Raw genomic sequence first — 20,557 nt, 5'->3', positions numbered from 1 at the left:
AAGAATTATATTTGGTTTTCAAATAATTAAAAAATGAGAAGAGTATATTTTTTATTAGCCATAGTTCTGGTATTTATTTCTTGTAAAGAAGAAAGAGAAGTAAATGTGCGAATGCAATTCAAACTTATAGCATCAAAGTATCAAAATATAGATGATGTCTTTAAACCATTTGAAAGTAGTTTGTCTACTTTTTCAGAAGAAGAATATAATACACTTAAACCACTAATTTTAGAGCAAGACATCCCGTCACTTCAAAAAAGTATTAATGAAGGGAAGCTGAGCTATGAAAAACTAACATTATTCTATTTGTATAGAATGAGAAAAATAGAAACGAACTCTGAACTTTCGTTGAATAGTATTATAGCCTTAAATCCAAATGTATTAGAAGAAGCTAGAGAGAAAGATTTAAGAAAAGAAAATGTTTCTGAATTTTCTATTTACGGTATGCCAATTCTTTTAAAAGATAATATCAATACTAACAATATGCCTACAACAGCTGGAGCAATAGCTTTAGCAAATAACAGAAAAACTGAAGATGCTTTTATTGTTCAAAAACTTAAAGAAAATGGTGCTTTAATTTTAGGAAAGGTAAATTTAAGTGAATGGGCATATTTCTTTTGTTCAGACTGTCCGCTAGGATATTCAGCTGTAGGAGGACAAACGTTAAATCCATATGGAAGAAAAGTATTTGAAACTGGCGGAAGTTCAGCAGGAAGTGGTGTAGCAATAGCAGCCAATTTTGCTGCTGCTGCTGTTGGAACAGAAACAGCTGGTTCTATCACTTCTCCATCAAGTAAAAATTCTGTTGTAGGATTAAAACCTACTATAGGTGTGTTGAGTAGAACAGGAATTGTTCCAATTTCTAGTACCTTAGATACACCTGGCCCTATGACAAAAAATGTAATCGACAATGCTATTTTGTATAATGCAATGCTTGGAGTTGATAGTACTGATGTAGCTTCGATAAAAGCAACTTCTTTAGATTTAGAGCTTGATAATAAGCTAGTGAATGCTAGTTTAAAAGGGAAGAAATTTGGCGTTTTGAAGTCACTTTTAGAAAATAAAATTTATAAAGAATCAGTAGAGAAAATTAAAGCAGTAGGAGCAGAAGTTATAGAAGTTGATCCACCTACAATTTCATTTGATGGTTTTTTAACTTTATTGAATATCGATATGAAGCATGATTTGCCTAAATATTTAAAAAACTATTCAGACAAAAATGTAAAGATTACTTCTGTACAAGATGTGATTTCATTTAATTTAAAAGATTCAATATTAAGAGCACCATATGGTCAGCAATTATTGGATGGTATTGTAAAGGATGAAACAACTTTAGAAGAATTAGAAGTTGTAAAAAATAAATTAAATGCTGAGGGTAAAAAGTATTTGCAGGCAATCGAAAATCAGAATTTAGATGCAATTTTGTCAATTGATAATTTTGATTCAGGAATTGCTGCTGTAGCTAAATATCCGACTATAACAGTCCCAATGGGCTATGAATCAGGAGAACCTAAAAGTTTAACATTTATAGGGAAGCCTTATTCAGAAGTTAATTTATTAAAATTGGCCTATGCTTTTGAACAATTAACAAAGGTTAGAAAAATGCCAAAAAACTATCAATAGCAATTATTAATACAGTATTTTTGCAGTCGCTTAAAAGTTAAATAAGATGCGTACTAAAACAACAAAGCAAAATAAAATTAATGTAGTTACTTTAGGATGTTCTAAAAACGTTTACGATAGTGAAGTTTTAATGGGACAATTAAAAGCTAATGGTAAAGACGTAGTTCATGAAGATGAAAATGATGATGGTAATATTGTAGTAATTAATACTTGTGGGTTTATAGGTAAGGCTAAAGAAGAAAGTATTGATACTATTTTGCATTATGCACAACGTAAGGAAGCTGGAGAAATAGATAAAGTATTTGTTTCTGGTTGTTTAAGCGAACGTTATAAGCCAGATTTAGAGAATGAAATAAAGAATGTAGATCAGTATTTTGGTACTCACGATTTACCTGCTTTATTAAAGGTTTTAGAAGCAGATTATAAGCATGAATTAATAGGTGAACGTTTAACAACTACACCTAAACACTATGCGTATTTAAAAATAGCTGAAGGTTGCGATAGACCTTGTTCTTTTTGTGCAATTCCATTAATGAGAGGAAAGCACAAGTCTACTCCAATAGAAGATTTAGTTACTGAAGCAACTAAGTTAGCTGAAAAAGGTATTAAAGAGATCATGTTAATAGCTCAAGATTTAACTTATTACGGGTTGGATTTATATAAAAAGAGGGCTTTGGCTGATTTATTGAGAGCGTTGGTAAAAGTAGAAGGAATTGAATGGATTCGTTTACATTATGCTTTTCCATCTGGATTTCCAATGGATGTATTAGATGTAATGAAGGAAGAACCTAAGGTTTGTAATTATTTAGATATTCCATTACAGCATATTAATACTGAAATTTTAAAATCAATGAAACGTGGTACTACGCACGAAAAAACTACAGCTTTGATTCATAAATTTAGAGAGTATGTGCCTAACATGGCAATTAGAACAACTTTAATTGTTGGATACCCAGGAGAAACAGAGGAGCAATTTCAAGAATTGAAAGATTGGGTGGAAGAAATGCGTTTTGAACGTTTAGGAGCTTTCGAATATTCGCATGAAGAAAATACTGGAGCTTTTGTTTTAGAAGATGATGTTCCTGCTGATGTTAAATTCCGAAGAGTAAATGAAATCATGGAGGTACAGTCACAAATTTCATGGGAATTAAATCAGGAAAAAATAGGAAATACTTACCGTTGTTTATTTGATAGAAAAGATGGCGAGTATTATTACGGACGTACCGAGTTTGATTCACCAGATGTAGATAATGATGTTATCGTTGATGCTCGTGAGCACTATATCAAACTAGGAGAGTTTATTGATATAGAAATATATGATGCTGGCGACTTTGATTTATACGGAACACCAGTAGTAAAACAAGAAAGACCAGTTCCAATGCATCAAAAGAAAAAATAATTGTAATCACATTATATTTTTACTTGAAGTGATAAAATAAACTGATATATAAATCCTGCTTTTGCAGGATTTTTTATGCATATTTGCTACATGAAGAAAGCATACTTTAATTGGAGTTCTGGAAAAGATTCGGCTTATGCCTTGTATAAAATATTACAGCAAGGTGAATATGATATCGAAAAACTTGTGACAAATGTAAATCAAGATTATGAGCGAGTTTCTATGCATGGACTTCATGAAAATTTGTTAGATGCTCAAGCGGAAAGTATTGGTATTCCTTTAGAGAAGATTTATTTTCCTGCCGATGTAACTATGGATTTATACAATGAGAAAATGAAAGACAAAACGTCTGAATTGAAATCATTAGGCTTAAATCACGCTATATTCGGGGATATTTTCTTAGAAGATTTAAAAAATTATAGAGACTCTAAGCTTAAAGAAGTAGGAATTACTGGTGTATATCCATTATGGAAACAAAACACCAAAGATTTACTAAGAGAGTTTTTAGCATTGGGTTTTAAAACTATTACAGTTTGTGTAAATGCTAAGTTATTAGGAGAAGAGTTTGTAGGAAGAATTATTGATGAAGACTTTATTAATGAACTGCCTGATAATATTGATGTTTGTGGAGAAAATGGAGAGTTTCATACCTTCTGTTTTGATGGCCCAATCTTTAAAAATCCAGTAGCGTTTGAAATAGGAGAGAAGGTTTTAAAATCATATACTTTAAATAAAGATAATTCTCAAAATTGTCATTCTTCTACGAAAGAAAAAGTAAAAAACTACGATACCAGTTTTTGGTATTGCGATTTAAAAAAGATATAGAAAAACTACTTTTCTAAAGTAAAGAAGAAAGTAGTTCCTTTACCAAGTTCAGAAGTTAACCAGATTTTACCTCCATAGTTACTTATTATCTTTTTAACTATAGAGAGTCCAATACCAATAGAATCTTTTGTGTCTTCTAGTTTTAGAAAAGCATTGAATATTTTTGAATGGTATTCTTTTTCAATACCTTTTCCATTATCCTTTACGTAGTAAACAGTTTTTTCATCTTCTTCAAAGAAACCAACTTCGATAAGACCTTTTTCCTTATCGTTATATTTAATTGCATTTCCAATTAGGTTTTGAAACAACTGTTGTATTCTATGTTCATTTCCTAAAATAGAAGGAAAGTCTTTAGAAACTGTTATTTCTATGTTTTCTGGTACATTGGTATATTGAAGAATTTTCTTGATAATATGATTTAAGTCTAGTTTGGAAAAATTGAAATCATTTCTATTAATTGTTGAATATTCTAGTATTCCTTTAACTAAGGATTCCATGATGTGAATATTATCACTTATGGAGTCAAGGAATTGAACAGCTTCATTATTTAAATTTTCTACATGATCTGCTTTTAGCCAAGTAACAAGTGTTTCAATATTTCTTAAAGGTGATCTTAAATCGTGAGAAACGATATGTGCATAATTACTAAGGTCTTTGTTTTTTTCTTCAAGTTGTTCTAGTAATTTCTGTTTTTTCTCAAAAACCATACAAGCTTCCAAAGTATGTGAAAACTTATTTATTACAGGTAATAATTGCTCGGAGTTTTTTTTATAAATATTAGATGTATTCGTATATAAGAATAAATAATTTCCTTGATAAAGCTTATAAATTACAATAGTACCTTCATTTACTTTTATAGGTACTAATTCCTTAAAGTCTTGACTATATTCAATTATAATATAATTGTTTATAGAATTTAAAAACGATTTTAAGTTTGGGCTTAGTACAGGGTTTATATCATTACCATGTGGAATTGAATATTTTTTTATTAACTGATCTTTTTCATTCAAGTTAAGAATCCAACAAGCATTTAGATTTCTTCTAGTAAGAAGAAGTTTTAAAAAAGAATTACAATTTTCATAGTAATCTAGCGATTTTCCTATGCTCATTGAATATTCATAAAGTCTTAAAATATCTAATATTTTATTGTCTTGCTCCATTTATTCAAATAAACCAACTACTATAGTTTTATTATAAAATTCGATATAGCCATTTCCGTAAGAAGATATTTCTCCTAGTGTTAAAGCACCGCAAGTTGGAATAGTAGGATGCTGATTTGAAATTGCTTCGGAAACATTTTCTAATTCATGTTTAAAATCATCTTTTAAATATAGAATTCTAGAGATACAATCAATAACCATTGCAAACTTTGGTTTTTGAGCTTGATCAGCAATACTTTCAGCAGCTTTTCTAGCCGCTTTAATTAATAAATCTTTATCTCCTTTCATAATATTAATCATTGTATTCTCTTCAACTTCACCAACACATACTAATGAATCATTTTCGTCTGTAGATAAAGGATCTCGAATAATATAATCTGTTCCTTGTTTTATAACACCTAAAGGATACCTCATAGCTAATTCGAAAAACCCAGTATCGCTAAATTTCATTCCAGAATCATTTTCAACTACTTTTTTATATAAATCATAAGGAGCATCCCAGTTGATGCCTTCAATAGAATTACCACTAGTTTTTGTGACGATGTATGGTCCATCTAGCTTTTGCCATCCATGTTCTACACCAATAGAAGATTTCATTTCTATAATAGCAACTACAGCAGTATCTTCTAAAAAGCCTTCCTTAGAAAAAACACATGGCTTTTGTTGTAAAGTTAAGCTACCTGCACCTCCTCCAAAATAATTGGTTTTCATTCCGTATTCTTGATAAAGCCTACTTAGGTAATTAGAAATACTTGAAGTTAAACCATCTACAAAAGTGATTAAACTGTAATTGGTATTTTCTTTAAAATTAGTTTTTGGAATCTTAAATTCTTTTTGACTAATATTTCTGATTGTATATGTTTGAACTACATTACTCAATTCATGAACAATAATTCCTTTGTCTTGTACATCGTTTTTCCAGATTACCATAGGGAAAATTCCACCAATAAAGTTAATGTCAGCCTCATTTAATGAGCTTACAAGATTATCAATATTTATGTCTGTGTGTTCACCAATAGAAATTAATGCAGTATTGTTTTTTACTAATTTTTTTATTTCTAAAGTTATTTCATCTATGTTGGTTGTAGTTAAGTGAAGCATATTTAATAAGTTAAGCTATTATAAATATACTTTTAAGTTAGAAAGAGAAAATGTGAAATTAGATGAAAGGTATTTATGTATAGATGAAAGGTCTAAATTTTTGGTTGATTCGTTTTTAACTAACTACATAAATAAACAGTCAATATAGTCTGTTAGCATGTGTAATAGTAAACCAATTCCGATAATATTAAAAGGTTTTTTAAAAAAGAGAAGAAGCACATATATAATCATTGCATAATAGGTGTGCAAAGGGTGAAAATTAATACTACATCTATTTGGTGCAAAAATAGGTGTAGCTAATAAATGATCTAAATCTACAAGCATGGTTGCTAATAGAATTAAACTTACTTTTTTCCATTCTTTTTTAAAGAATACATAAGCTAGAATAAAAGGGAAACCGAAATGTAAAAAGTAATGAATGAATGTTTGCATTAAACAACTTCTTTTTCTAGTGCTAAAAAATGTGTGGTTTCGTTTTGAGCATATAAAGGGAAAATTTTTAATTCACATTTATATGTTGATCTATCTTTTTTATAATTAATTATAACCTCTTTAAATGGTTTGTTTTTTAATAGTTTTTTACGAATTTTCTCTCTAGAAGTATCAGTAGTTTTTTCTCCTTGTAAAAATACAGGTGACTTTCCTATAGCAAACTCATTATCATAACCAGTCATCTTTTTAAAGCCACTATTTACCCAAATAATTTGTTTATCACTGTTTGTGATAACCAAAGATTCATAAGAGTTTTCTTTTAAAATAGAGTTGAAATTGTTTCCCCAATCAAAATTGTTGGCTAGTTTATGTATGTGTTTAAGATCGTCAGCAAGTGTGTTAACAGTAAATAAATCTTGAATACCCCAGCTTAGCAAATTGATACTTTGTGTTTTGTTTTGGTTAATTAAAGAGGTAGCTTCTTTGTATTTATCATCATCTAAAGAAGATAAATAAGTGTCTAAGCACATCATATCATTTAAATCATTCTTCATAAAACTATACTTGTCTTTTAATATTTTGCTGGACCAATATTTTCTGAACTCTTTTTTATAAAGTCACGTAAATCGTCATTTGCTTTTTCTAAGTCTTCTTTTCTAAGGTACATCATATGACCGCTTCTATATCCTTTAAAACTTAAACGATTTTTAAATTTACCACTTGGATCTATTTTCCCTATTGTGTATTTAGCAGCAGAATAAGTAGTAGCACCATCATAGTAACCTGATTGTACTAATACGTTTAAATATGGATTTTGAGCCATTGATTTACGTAAGTTTTCTCTAGCATTATTGTTACTGAAATCCCAAGGATGCACAGAACCAAACATATTATATTTTACATCTGTTTTAAACTTTAAAACATTTTGAATGTAGTAGTTAATTGCTGGTGTAAATGAATGTAACCAAGAAACTAATTCTGGACTATAATCAGGAGAACTACCAGTTTCTCTTCTGTCAATACCTAAATATCTGCTATCTAAACGACCTATAGTTTTTCCAGAAGTATCTCTTAGTAATTCTTTCCAGAAATAACGATTAGGAACTTCCAAGTTATGTCTAAGTATTACCTCTTTTTTAATTCCAGAATAATACGCCATTTTTTCGGCCACAGCTTCTTTTTCTTCTTTAGATACATAACCACCTTTTGCTAAAGCTGGAAGTAATTTATTAATTGCAAAACTTTCAGATTCTGGTAAAATATCTAATAAATCTTGCTGTTGTAATTTTTGAGGTAACATTTTGTGATACCATGCAGCCGCAGTAAAATAAGGGAAGTTAATAGCGTAATCCTCAGAATTTTTATTTCTTAATAGTTGATAATCTGCTGGAGATACCATGATTACACCATTTAAATACATCCATTGGCTATTTTGTAATTCATAAGCTAGTTGCATTACACGGGTACCACCATAACTTTCTCCAATAATATATTTAGGAGAATTCCATCTATTATTTCTTGTTATAAAAGTATTTAACCAACCAGCTAAATATTTAGCATCTGCATTTACACCAAAAAAGTATTTTTTATCTAATTTCTTTTTCTCCTTTACTATAGGTCTAGAATAAGCTGTGTTTACTGGATTTACAAAAACAATATCAGCGACATCTAATATAGAATACGGATTATCTTTTATACCATAAGGTTGTATAGGATTTCCTTCATCATCAATTTTTAAAATTTTAGGTCCAGTATAAGCAATATGCATCCAAACAGAGGCAGAACCAGGTCCACCATTAAAAGACATGATTAGTGGTCTTTTTTCACTATTATTTACATCTGTTCTTTTATAATAAGTATAAAAAAGAGTTGCTTTTATACCACCATTTTTATCGTATACAGGCTGTGTTCCTGTTTGAGCTTTGTACTGAATCCTTTTACCTTTAATTACAACAGAATTAGTAGTAATTATAGTAGAGTCAATTGGAATTCTATTGTCTTGTGCAATTGCAGTAATTGAAAATGATAAGACAAATAAAAAGATGATTTTTTTCATAGTATAGTTAGTTATGAGAGTTAAAAGTATTAAAACTTCTCAAAAACACCTAATCCAAACAATGCAAAGTCGTATTTAACAGGATCATGTTTGTCAAACTTTCGTAGAGTTGTATCTAATTCAATTAAAGCTTTCCAGTCGTTTTGTTTTCTTTTTAAAATACCAAGTTTACGAGCAACGTTACCAGAATGTACATCTAAAGGGCAATGTAAGTGAGCTGGGGAATGTGTTTTCCATATTCCAAAATCTACTCCAGTTTTGTTATCACGAACCATCCAACGTAAGAACATGTTAATTCTTTTTGAAGCTGAATTTTTTAGAGGATCAGAAACATGTTTGAGTGTTCTATCTAAATACGGAATTTCAAAAAATATTTGCTTGAAATTATGAATGGCTAGTTTATAATTATCATCTTCTTTAGTAGCTAAAACTGCTTCTAATCCATTGTGATTTTGATAGATGTTTTTTAAAGATTTGATGAAAAATTTAAAGTCTTCAGCATTAAAAGTACGATGAACAAAGCCATCAAAATTTTCTAAATCATCTTCAGTGTGATTCATGACAAAATCGTAAGGAGAATTTCCCAGTAATTCAGTCATTCTTGAAGCATTTTTAATAATCATTTTACGATTTCCCCACGCTATTGTAGCTGCTAAAAAACCAATGATTTCTATGTCTTCTTTTAAACTAAACCGATGCGGAATTTGAATTGGATCACTATCAATAAAGTCTAGGTTATTATATTTAAAAACTTTTTCGTCTAAGAATTCTTTAAGTTCTGATTTTGTCATTTTATATTGAATCTCCCGCAAAACTAATAAAAACAAAGAAAGCATTATAAGTGGCGTGTAAAAGAATACTCCAAATTAATCCAAAACGAACTCTGATAAAACCTAAATAGCCTCCTAAAATTATTTGAGGAGCTACCAAGATAGGAGCGAGGATAAGTACATTGTTTGTTATAGGAAAATTACTTAAGTGAATTAAACCAAAAGCAACTGCGAACACATAAAAAGCTATTTTAAATATTTTTCCTCCTCGAAATAAGGTTATTGGAGCTCTAAAAATGGATTCCTCTAACAAAGGTGCAGCAACTACAGCAAAGAGGAAAATTTGAACTTTAGACAAACTTTTCATTAGTTGTTCCATAGCATGATTATTCATATCTACCCAACCTAAATGTTCTATTAATACAAAAAGAGGAGATAAAGCTGCTCCAGTCAATATACTTATAATAAGTATGTGTAAGAACTTCTTTAATCGATATGTGCTATTCTGATTAGCATCTTTTTCTAATACAGGATTTTTTAAAAAAGCAATTAGTTCGTAAAATGTTTCTATCATGTTAGTTAATTTGCTAATAAGTAGCTAAAAACATGAATTTGTTACACTAACTAATTATAATTCCATCTTTCATGGTTAAAGTCCTATCAGCCATTTGTGCTAGTTCTTTATTATGGGTAACTAATACAAATGTTTGCCCAAATTTATCTCTAAGTTCAAAGAAAAGTTCGTGTAATTTTTTAGCTGAATTCGAATCTAAATTACCAGAAGGTTCATCTGCAAAAATAACAGAAGGTTCATTTATTAAAGCTCTAGCCACAGCAACTCTTTGTTGTTCTCCTCCTGATAATTGACCTGGTTTGTGATTTTCTCTATGTGATAATCCTAAAAACTCTAATAGTTCTTTGGCTCTTTTTTCAGTAGCTAATTTTGATTTACCTCCAATATATGCTGGTATGCATACATTTTCTAAGGCAGTAAATTCCGGAAGTAACTGATGTGATTGAAAAACAAAACCAATATTTTTATTTCTAAAAGCAGATATTTCGTTATCATTTAAATCTTTAATAGATACATTATCAACTAAAAGGTCATAATCTTGTTCTTTTAGAGGTTTATCTAAAGTACCTAATATTTGAAGCAAGGTTGTTTTTCCAGCTCCAGAAGGACCAACAATGGCAACAATTTCTCCTTTTTTGATATGAAGGTTTACACCTTTTAAAATTTCAACATTACCATAATGTTTATGGATGTTTTTAGTAATAATCATAATTCTGAATTCAATGTAACGAAAGTATAAAAAAGAAATAAGATAAACTTTAAAGCTTATCTTATTTCAATCTATATATAATAAACCCTATTATAATATATTTTTAAGATTGTTATAATCGATAAAATAAACTAATCGAACAGAGAAGGTATGTCTGTTTGCCTCATCAAATAAACTATCTAAATTGTTAAAAAATGTTTGATTAGCATTATCATTAAAATTAGAAATAGAATTTCTGTAAAAAGCTATTAATTGACTACCTGGAGCAAATTGCCAAACATAATTAAGGTCTAAATTCCAGCTATTAAAATTAACATCATGATTATCAGAATAAGGATTGGCTTCTAATAAACCATTATCAGTATTTAGTTTATAGAATTGATCTTGATATGGAACTTTACTCCAATTATGACGGAATGTTAATGATAAAGAGGATTTCGTGCTAAAGCTATATTTTCCAGAAAGAGAATTATTGTAAGAAGATTGATCTCTTTGCCCAAAAATAATATCATCATTATCTAAAGTAGTTACATAACCTTGATCGCTATTCGATTTGTTAAATCTAAAGCCATAGATTAGTGAGAACTGGTTGTTAAAACGATATCTAGGTGAAACTCTAAAGCCATATCCTTCTCTTGGGTTATTTCTAAAGAAAGTATAGTACCAGCTATAGTCAATAGCAAACTTTTTTCGGTAATCTGTAGATCCCCAATGGTTAATATTTAACCTTTGAGGTCTGTTAAAAAAGATACCGCTTTGTGTTCCTTGTCTTGGTTCGAAAAAGTCTTTTGATTCGGTACCGAAATTTAAATTTCCTCCAAAGCCAAAACGACTTCTTGTTTGCGATGAAAAAGATAAACCTGCATTGGTACCAGTATAAGTACCTGGAGTATGTAAAAAGTTTACATTGTAATAAAGGTTTATTCTGTAACGATTAAAAATTCCTTTTGGTTTTAATAATCGATATCCTACAAAACCATAGATTCTTTGTCTGTTATTTCTAAATAAAATCCCTAAATCATTAGGGTTGTAATCTTTGTTTTCAAAATTATAACCGATTTCACCTCTCCAGTTTCCAGACTGTTTACCAATACTAGTATCAAACGAATATCCAGTATTAGGGTTGTCTACATCATCAGTGATGTTTGTCATTTTAAAAGAACCGTCTATATTGTAGTTACTACCTTTATCTTCAACATGCCATAATAATCCAGTAGCATTGGCATCTCTAAATCGACCATCACGAGTAACATTGGTATTTATTAATGTTATTGAAGAATTTTGATTAAACTGTTGATCGAATACAATAATATTATAGTTTGTTAATGGACTTGTAACTGTTTTGTAACTACTAACATTTTTTATGATTTCAGTTCCATTAATTATTTGTTCTGTTTTAGTAATAGTAGCTTCAGTTTTGTCTGTTATCGCATTGAAAAAACCAATTCCTAAACCTTTTTTAGTTCTTCCTGATATTTTTATAGCATTTAACATTTTTACATCAGGGTAATCTGTAATTTCTTCATTTACTTTTCTACCATTAGTAAAATCTTCGTCGTCAATTAAATTCCTTTCACCAGAGAATTGATCTATAGGACTTCCTCCAATTCTTCTTGAATAAAATAATCGGCCTTTCGTAAATAATTCTGTTCCTTCAGTAAAAAATTGACGTTGTTCACTAAATTGTTGTTCAAAAGGACCTAGGTTTAACGTAACATTATCAAAAGCAGTTTGACCAAAATCTGGAATTAAAGTAGCGTCTAATGTAAAGTTTTCTGTAATTCCATATTTTACATCCATACCCACACTCCAATCAAAATCCGTATCTCCATCAAATGAAGTTACTGTTGTAGAAGCATAAGGATAAAAACTCAATCTAGTAGGAGGTTTTATGTCTTTAAAATTTTCAACCAAACCATCATATTGTGTCCAGTTTCCTTGAGTATTGTCTATGTGATTCCAAGTATAACGAGCATTTAAGTTTTTTACATCTCTATGAAAATTAAATCCCCAAGATTGTACAGGTCTATTAGCAAAACGTAATGCTCTATAGGGTATTTTCATTTCTACAGACCAATTATCATCGTTTATTTTTATGGCGCTATCCCAAACAGCATTCCAGTTAAAATCTTCATTATTGGTAGAAACTTTTGAATCGGCTTGTACTCCAGATGCTGTAACTACAAACATATTAGGGTTTTGTCCATCGTCATTTGGATTAATTAGCATCATAAAAAAATCTGAGTTCCCAATTCGATCTCTATTATTAAACTCTGCTGGGATTTTAGAAGGATCAGGAGCATACATTACAGCACTTACATAAATAGCTTCATCATCATACACTAATTTAACTTCAGTTTTGTGTGTATTTGGTTCAGCTTCTCCATTATTAGGTCGCATCATTACAAAATCTTTTGCAATAGGAGTATTATTCCATGCATTGTCGTCTAAAATACCATCTATTTTTGGTGGAGAATCAACACGTGTAGCATTAATTTTTTTTCTGTTTTTGTTAATTTCTTGAGCACTTATCCCATTAGAGATAAGAAGAATAGCGCTTATTAATGTCGCGATTTTATACATAGTTGATTGATAGAGTAATAAGGTTTAGCTAAATTATTTATGATTTAATGAACCAAATCATAAAATCATGTTAATTAGAGTAAAGACATGTTAAAAAACTTAACGTTACAATTTAAACGTTAAAGATATGTGAAAGCGTAATTCTAAGAATATCATATGAAATACTACAAATTAAAGGGCAAAATGTAATGTAATATCATTTGAATTTGTATTTTTGTTCGACTTTTAAAAATTCATATCTAATGAACTTACACGAATATCAAGGTAAAGAAATATTAAGCAGTTTTGGCGTTCGTATTCAACGCGGGATTGTTGCAAATACACCAGAAGAAGCTGTTGAAGCAGCAAAAAAATTAACTGAAGAAACTGGAACTGGTTGGCACGTAATTAAAGCACAAGTACACGCAGGTGGTCGTGGAAAAGGTGGTGGAGTTAAGTTAGCTAAAAACTTAGATGAGGTAAAAAGTATTTCTAATGATATTTTAGGAATGATGTTAATTACTCCTCAAACTTCAGCGGAAGGTAAATTAGTAAACCAAGTTTTAATTGCTGAGGATGTTTATTATCCTGGTGATAGCGAACCGAATGAATTTTATATGTCGGTTTTATTAAACCGTGCTACTGGTAGAAACATGATTATGTATTCTACAGAAGGAGGTATGGATATTGAAACTGTAGCAGAAGAAACTCCTCATTTAATTTTTACTGAAGAGATTGACCCTGCAACTGGATTAATGCCTTTCCAAGCTCGTAAGATTGCTTTTAACTTAGGTTTAAGCGGTGCAGCTTTAAAAGAAATGGTAAAGTTTGTTACAGCTTTATATACAGCTTACATTAAGTCTGATTCAGCAATGTTTGAAATTAACCCAGTGTTAAAAACATCTGATGATAAAATTATGGCTGTAGATGCTAAAGTAACTTTAGATGAAAACGCTTTATATCGTCATAAAGATTATGCAGCAATGCGTGATATTCGTGAAGAAAACCCAATTGAAGTAGAAGCTAAAGCTGCAGGTTTAAACTATGTAGATTTAGATGGTAACGTTGGATGTATGGTAAACGGAGCTGGTTTAGCAATGGGAACTATGGATTTAATTAAGCAAGCAGGTGGTGATCCAGCAAACTTCTTAGATGTTGGTGGTACTGCAGATGCTCAACGTGTTGAAACTGCTTTTGGAATTATTTTAAAAGATCCAAACGTAAAAGCTATCTTAGTAAATATTTTTGGAGGAATCGTTCGTTGTGATCGTGTTGCTCAAGGTGTTGTAGATGCTTATAAGAATATGGGTGACAAAATTAATGTGCCTATTATTTGCCGTTTACAAGGAACAAATGCAAAAGAAGCAAAAGAATTAATTGATAATAGCGGAATGGAAATTATCTCAGCTACTGAGTTCCAAGAAGCAGCTGATAAAGTTCAAGAAGTTTTAGGAGCTTAAAATTAATTTCTTAGTTATATATTGAAAACGCTTTACATTTATGTAAAGCGTTTTTTATTTTGGAGTAATTTTATTAGTTGCTAGTAGTTATAAACTATCTTTTAATACTTTAATTTCATCACGTAACTGTGCAGCGACCATAAAATCCAATGCTTTGGCAGCCTCTTCCATTTGTTTACGTTTTGCACGGATACGTTTTTCTATTTCTTCTTTAGGTAAGAATTCTAAATCTTGCTCAGCTGCTTTTTGTGTAGCATTGTCGTAATGATAAGAAGTTACGGTGTCTTTCGATAACGTATCGTCTATTTTTTTGTTTATTTGAGTTGGGGTAATTCCGTTAGCTGTATTGTAATTAATTTGTTTCTCTCTTCTTCGATTCGTTTCGTCAATAGTACGTTGCATACTATTAGTAATTTTATCAGCATACATTATAGCAACTCCATTTACGTTACGAGCTGCTCTTCCTATAGTTTGTGTAAGTGACCTATGCGAACGTAAAAAACCTTCTTTATCGGCATCTAAAATGGCTACTAAAGAAACTTCTGGTAAGTCTAAACCTTCACGTAATAAATTAACACCAATAAGTACGTCAAATAAACCTTTACGCAAGTCTTGCATTATTTGAACACGTTCTAGTGTGTCTACATCAGAATGAATATAGCGACAACGAACTTGTATTCTAGTTAAATATTTTGCTAATTCTTCCGCCATTCGTTTGGTTAAAGTAGTAACTAATGTTCGTTCATCTTTTTCTACTCTAGTTTGAATTTCTTCAATTAAATCATCAATTTGATTCAAACTAGGGCGGATATCAATTACTGGGTCTAACAATCCTGTTGGTCGGATTACTTGTTCTACAAAGATACCTTCTGTTTTTTCTAATTCATAATCAGCAGGGGTTGCAGATACATAAATTACTTGGTTTTGAAGTAATTCAAATTCGTCAAACTTCAATGGTCGATTGTCCATAGCAGCTGGTAATCTAAAACCATATTCTACTAAATTTTCTTTTCTACTTCTATCTCCACCATACATGGCATGTGTTTGTGGAATGGTAACATGACTTTCATCTATTACCATTAAATAGTCATCTGGGAAATAATCTAGTAAGCAGAAAGGACGTGTACCTGGATCTCTTCCATCTAAATAACGCGAGTAATTTTCTATTCCAGAGCAATAACCTAATTCGCGAATCATTTCTAAGTCGAATTCGGTTCTTTCTTGAAGTCTTTTAGCTTCTAGATGTTTACCTATTTCTTTAAAATAATCTACTTGCTTTACCATATCTTCTTGAATTTTATGTATGGCATTTTGCAGTATATCTGGAGAAGTTACAAATAGATTGGCAGGGTATATTGTTAGTTCATCTAACTTATCAACTACTTGATTTGTTTCGATATCAAAAGTTTCAATTTCTTCAATTTCATCCCCAAAAAAGTGAACTCGATAACCACTATCTCCATAAGATGGATAAATAGTAACAACATCTCCTTTTACCTTAAATGTCCCACTTTTAATTTCAACTTCTGTACGAGCATATAAACTAGTAACTAATAAGTGTAAGAACTTTGTTCTTGATATTTGTTGATCTACCTTAATTGGTATTACATTTTTCTTGAATTCATTTGGATTTCCAATACCATATAAACAAGATACTGAAGCTACTACTAGTACATCTCTACGACCTGATAATAGGGAAGAGGAAGTACTGATTCGTAAACGTTCTATTTCGTCGTTGATAGATAAATCTTTTTCAATATAAGTTCCCGTAACTGGAATATATGCTTCAGGCTGATAGTAATCATAATATGAAACAAAATATTCAACAGCGTTGTTAGGAAAAAACTGTTTGAACTCAGAGTATAATTGGGCAGCTAAAGTTTTGTTATGTGCCAAAACTAGAGTAGGTCTATTTACCTCTGAAATTACATTTGCAACGGAGAATGTTTTACCAGATCCAGTAACCCCTAAAAGAGTTTGGTATTTTTCTTCTGATTCTATACCGTTTACAAGTTGTTTAATGGCTGAAGGTTGGTCTCCTGTAGGCTTAAATTCTGAGTGTAGTTCAAAGTTCATACAACAAAAATACGTATAGTTTTATTGAAATACTATTTGTTTTATGTTATAGTCAGCTCCAGAAAACTTATTTCCGTAATAAGGCGAAATGACTCTTTTTAATCCGAATTTTACCGTATTTATCAACTAAAGTAGCATGATACCAATAATCAGTAGAAGGAAGTTGTTGACCATTATAAATACCTCCCCAACCTATATGGTTTTTGCTAGGTATTACAGCAACTCTTTTTCCATAACGATTGTAAATATTAACTGATACAGATTGAAAAAAGTCATTATCAACCCCCAATATCTTCCAAGTATCATAGATGCCATCTTGATTTGGTGTACAATGTTTTTGAAAAAAAATTATTGGTATTTCATCAGAATTTGTAATCCCGCATCCGTTTTTATCTCTTATACTTATAGTGTATATACCTATAGTTAAATTTGAGAAAGTATACGCTAAATTCTCAATACCAGTATTGTAGTTGTTAGAGTTATTTAAAGCATATTCGTAATTGCCATTTCCTTCAACTATTATTGTTATACTATTATCATTTAAAGTATCATCTACAGGAATTATGTTTACAATTAAAGCTTTACTAGATATTGAAACAGTAAAAGTATTGTATCCTACACATGGGTTTTCTGTTAATGAATTATTAGTAAATGCTTCTACTTTATAAGTGCCAGCATCTGAAGCTTTATAAATTGAGTTTGTTGCATTTGGAATAAGCTCTCCATTTTTATACCACTGATAGCTATCTAAAATGTTTCCTGTTGAAGCATCCAAGTCTACAGTTGCAATTGGTAAAGTTTCATTAGGTGAATTAATGCATAAAAGAATAGGGATAGGATTCCCCCTAGGTATTGGCAATGGCTCAATAAATATTTTAAAACTAGTAATAGTAAAACAAGAAGAAGTAGATCTCGGTGTGATTCTTACATAAACATCTGAATTGTTTGTAAATAAATCATCTTCATAAGGAGCTATTATAGCATTTGTATTATTATTTGCATCATCTAATCTTCTATAAAAATTAATAGTATGCGTATTAAGTGAAATAGCAGGATTTTGTGAAGTGATTTCATCTATTTTTTTTGAAAAATCATAAAATCCATTTCCTGAACCCTGACTGTTTGTTGCATTTTGGTTGTTGGCATTAAGATCAGTTTCACAAACATAAACATCGGTTAGGTTACTAGTGAAATTAGAACTTAAAACCCTTAGTGTTAATGTTCCTGTAGCAAAACAGTTATTGTTATTGGAAGAGTTAAAGCTAATTCGAACAACAATTGTTTCTGGATTAGTAGTGTTGATGTAATTAGTTTTAGGTAATGGATTTAAGAAGTTGATATCTGCTTGATCAAAAAAATCTACGCTAACATTAGTGGCATTATTTGTTAATTCTCCTTCTTTTGTAGTTAGATCAAATGAGGTTCTTTGATCAGAAGGATTAGAATCTGTATCACATTTTTCAAAATCTGGTATGGCAACTACAGTTGGTTGTGATACAAATTCAATATCAGCATCAGCAGTTAAAGTTGTATTACAAGCATCATTTAATTCAATGGTGAGTTCATATATTCCGGGGCCAAAGTTTATATCATTTGTTGTTAATATAGAATCTGTTCCTATAATATTTCCATCTTTTACCCAGGTATATGTTGCCCCAGGTTCTATTCTACCAGCTTTTAAATCATAATCTCTTCCCGAACAAAAAAACTGTTTTTCATTACTAATCACTAGGTCATTTTCGGCATTTAAAATAGTTGTAGGTAAAAAATAAGATTGGATAAATGGAGGAAGTCCTTGTGATGATTCTCTACCGTTAAGATTTACTCCATTGTGAACATAGTTTATCGAGTTTTTAGGATTTTCAGGAGAGTTAATAACACCTAAAAAATTCTGTCTATTTACTGCATGATAAATTTTACCGTTTGGACCAATTTGTAATGCTCCTCTTGACCCTTGATAAGTATGAAAAGGTGTACCTCTTGAATTATTGATAGTATTGATATCTGAAGTAGATGTGTCAAATTGATAAAGATTTGCAGTTCCACCATTTGAAGAAATACCTGTAGCTATGTATAACTTATTTCCTGTTATTGAAAACTCAACTCCATATCCATCATTAAAGTCTAAGTTTAGGCGTCTACCATTAGTTATTATACCAGTGTTAGTATCTAAATCATATATATAAGAGCCAGATTCAGCTGCTGCCATTGCTAGTTTAGTGCCATCAGGTGATGCTTTTAAGTAACCTCTACTAAACATTGCTCCTAAAGTATTTATAAGGTTAGATTGAACTGGTGTTGTATTAACACCAACAGTAGTAACTTCATATGCGTAAAAATTCGTTGTGTCCGCTGTGATTACCCAAATAGCATCACAACTTTTACCAATAACAGCTGTTATTTTTTCGGTTGCAGTACTAACTAAAGGAATATTTTTGGTGGTAATATCTCCATTACCACCATTCAAGTTCATATCTACTATTGAGTAATTAACCCCATGCATATTATTTTCTTGCGCATCGACTGTAAAGAGATAATAAATATTATTAATTGTTGGATTTGGAACTATTAAAGCAGACTGTGTACTGGAGCTATTCCCTAAAAGATTAGTGCCATTAGGCATTATATTGTGATTTCTATCCCAAACCGTGGTACCATCTGAATAAAATAATAAGTTTCCATTCGTGTCAGAAATAGTAGAACAACCTTCAAAAGTATTTAATTGGCCATTTACAAGCGCAATTGGGTTGCCCGCACTAAAATCTATTCCAGCATTTCTACCGAAGTACCAAATATTAGCTTCATTTTGTGCAGATGTTATTAGAGAGGTAAGCAGGAAAAAAGTGATAATTACTTTCTTCATCTTAATAATTTGTAGCTAAATACAAATTTACTCAAAAAAGAAATTTTATGGTACAGGTTTTTTCCTTAACTATCTTGTTTTTAGTGTTTTTTGTAAAAAAAAAGACCTGTTATTAATAACAGGTCTTTTTTAAAATTATTTTCTTAAAACAGAGAAATGCCCTTGATGCTGATACAGTTTCCCTTTTCTATCTACGAGTTGAATTTTAAACCAATAGTCGCTAGAAGGAAGTTGTTTTCCATTGTAAGTTCCATCCCATCCTTGACTATCTATAGGAATAATAGCTACAATTTTACCATATCTATCTACTACGGTAATGTTACTAGAAGGGTAGAAGCTAGAATCAGCTCCTTTAATTTTCCAAGTATCATTTTTACCATCTCCGTTAGGAGTGATAAATTTAGGGTATTCGATAACAGAAACTTTTAATTGAGCATCAGGTTTACAACCGTTTTTGTCTCTTACAATAACGTTGTAAAAACCACCATAGATATTATTGAATAAAGGATCGTCTTGAAATCCTGTCATATTGTTATCTTCATCAACAATAGCGAATTCGTAATCACCAATACCTAAATTTTGATTGTCTGTAATTATTTTAATCGAATAGTTATCAAGACCATTGTTATTTGTATCGTCAACAATAACTATATCATCATCATTTAAAGTAGGGCTAATAGATTCATTTACTACAATTTCTCTACTTCTAGAGCAACCAGTTCCATCTTGCATTGTTGCTTTTACTACATAAGTTCCTCCTTTTAATACATCTAAAAATGCATCAGTACTAAGTACTTTAGGATCACCTTTTAAAGTCCATTCGTAACTATAAGTAGCATTTGGGTTAATAGGTTCTAACCTTGTTTGAGGATTGTTTAAACATACAATTACAGGAGTATCTACAGTAAAAGCAGGGAGCGGGTTAATAACAATATTGAAATTCAAAT

16 protein-coding genes are annotated in these 20,557 nt (G+C 30.5%); 4 read left to right on the top strand and 12 right to left on the bottom strand.

Annotation, left to right across the window (positions count from 1 at the left end; all coding sequences use genetic code 11):
- Positions 1-33: 33 nt before the first annotated feature.
- The 3 genes from F7018_RS16570 to F7018_RS16560 all read left to right on the top strand — a co-directional run bounded on the left by F7018_RS16570 (position 34) and on the right by F7018_RS16560 (position 3,847).
- Positions 34-1,623 (top strand): amidase family protein, encoded by a 1,590-nt coding sequence (locus F7018_RS16570; protein WP_150901223.1) that lies wholly within the window; start codon positions 34-36, stop codon positions 1,621-1,623.
- Positions 1,624-1,669: 46 nt separating this feature from the next.
- Positions 1,670-3,022: a 30S ribosomal protein S12 methylthiotransferase RimO gene (rimO, locus tag F7018_RS16565; protein WP_150901222.1), complete on the top strand. Its 1,353-nt coding sequence runs from the start codon at positions 1,670-1,672 to the stop codon at positions 3,020-3,022.
- A 90-nt stretch (positions 3,023-3,112) separates the two neighbouring features.
- Positions 3,113-3,847 (top strand): Dph6-related ATP pyrophosphatase, encoded by a 735-nt coding sequence (locus tag F7018_RS16560; RefSeq protein WP_150901221.1) that lies wholly within the window; start codon positions 3,113-3,115, stop codon positions 3,845-3,847.
- Positions 3,848-3,852: 5 nt separating this feature from the next.
- Here the strand turns inward: F7018_RS16560 and F7018_RS16555 are convergent, their stop codons facing one another.
- From F7018_RS16555 to F7018_RS16515, 9 genes are all read right to left on the bottom strand, one after another.
- Positions 3,853-5,007 (bottom strand): sensor histidine kinase, encoded by a 1,155-nt coding sequence (locus tag F7018_RS16555; protein ID WP_150901220.1) that lies wholly within the window; start codon positions 5,005-5,007, stop codon positions 3,853-3,855.
- Positions 5,008-6,108 carry an FIST signal transduction protein gene (locus F7018_RS16550; protein WP_150901219.1) on the bottom strand — a complete coding sequence of 367 codons (1,101 nt, stop codon included), beginning with the start codon at positions 6,106-6,108 and terminating at the stop codon, positions 5,008-5,010.
- A gap of 123 nt (positions 6,109-6,231) precedes the next feature.
- On the bottom strand, positions 6,232-6,540 hold the full coding sequence (locus F7018_RS16545) for a DUF6122 family protein (protein WP_150901218.1): 309 nt from the start codon (positions 6,538-6,540) through the stop codon (positions 6,232-6,234).
- Positions 6,540-7,094: a PAS domain-containing protein gene (locus F7018_RS16540; protein WP_150901217.1), complete on the bottom strand. Its 555-nt coding sequence runs from the start codon at positions 7,092-7,094 to the stop codon at positions 6,540-6,542. Before F7018_RS16540 ends, F7018_RS16545 begins: the two co-directional genes overlap by 1 nt.
- Positions 7,095-7,111: 17 nt before the next feature.
- Positions 7,112-8,596, bottom strand: coding sequence for a S10 family peptidase (locus F7018_RS16535; protein ID WP_150901216.1), 1,485 nt, complete (start codon positions 8,594-8,596; stop codon positions 7,112-7,114).
- Between the two features lie 29 nt (positions 8,597-8,625).
- Complete coding sequence (locus F7018_RS16530) at positions 8,626-9,387, bottom strand: TIGR02757 family protein (protein WP_150901215.1); 762 nt, start codon at positions 9,385-9,387, stop codon at positions 8,626-8,628.
- Position 9,388: 1 nt separating this feature from the next.
- A complete protein-coding gene (locus tag F7018_RS16525) occupies positions 9,389-9,940 on the bottom strand; it encodes a CPBP family intramembrane glutamic endopeptidase (RefSeq protein WP_150901214.1) in 552 nt (183 codons plus the stop codon).
- Positions 9,941-9,986: 46 nt separating this feature from the next.
- Positions 9,987-10,649 (bottom strand): ABC transporter ATP-binding protein, encoded by a 663-nt coding sequence (locus tag F7018_RS16520; protein ID WP_150901213.1) that lies wholly within the window; start codon positions 10,647-10,649, stop codon positions 9,987-9,989.
- A 90-nt stretch (positions 10,650-10,739) separates the two neighbouring features.
- Positions 10,740-13,232, bottom strand: coding sequence for a DUF5916 domain-containing protein (locus F7018_RS16515; RefSeq protein WP_150901212.1), 2,493 nt, complete (start codon positions 13,230-13,232; stop codon positions 10,740-10,742).
- A gap of 242 nt (positions 13,233-13,474) precedes the next feature.
- On the opposite strand from F7018_RS16515, the gene sucC reads away from it, so the two are divergent.
- The gene (sucC, locus tag F7018_RS16510) at positions 13,475-14,671 is read left to right on the top strand and encodes an ADP-forming succinate--CoA ligase subunit beta (RefSeq protein ID WP_150901211.1); all 1,197 of its coding nucleotides are present in this window, start codon (positions 13,475-13,477) and stop codon (positions 14,669-14,671) included.
- Between the two features lie 87 nt (positions 14,672-14,758).
- On the opposite strand, the gene uvrB is transcribed toward sucC, so the two are convergent.
- The 3 genes from uvrB to F7018_RS16495 all read right to left on the bottom strand — a co-directional run.
- On the bottom strand, positions 14,759-16,747 hold the full coding sequence (uvrB, locus tag F7018_RS16505; RefSeq protein ID WP_150901210.1) for an excinuclease ABC subunit UvrB: 1,989 nt from the start codon (positions 16,745-16,747) through the stop codon (positions 14,759-14,761).
- A gap of 67 nt (positions 16,748-16,814) precedes the next feature.
- Positions 16,815-19,610, bottom strand: a complete 2,796-nt coding sequence (locus tag F7018_RS16500; RefSeq protein ID WP_150901209.1) for a T9SS type B sorting domain-containing protein — start codon at positions 19,608-19,610, stop codon at positions 16,815-16,817.
- Between the two features lie 135 nt (positions 19,611-19,745).
- Positions 19,746-20,557: T9SS type B sorting domain-containing protein (locus F7018_RS16495; RefSeq protein WP_150901208.1), on the bottom strand; the 812-nt coding region annotated here is incomplete at its 5' end.

Source organism: Tenacibaculum aiptasiae (genome assembly GCF_008806755.1).
GTDB lineage: Bacteria > Bacteroidota > Bacteroidia > Flavobacteriales > Flavobacteriaceae > Polaribacter > Polaribacter aiptasiae.
Note: the sequence above shows the minus strand (reverse complement) of the source record. Positions and strands in the feature narration are given on the sequence as shown.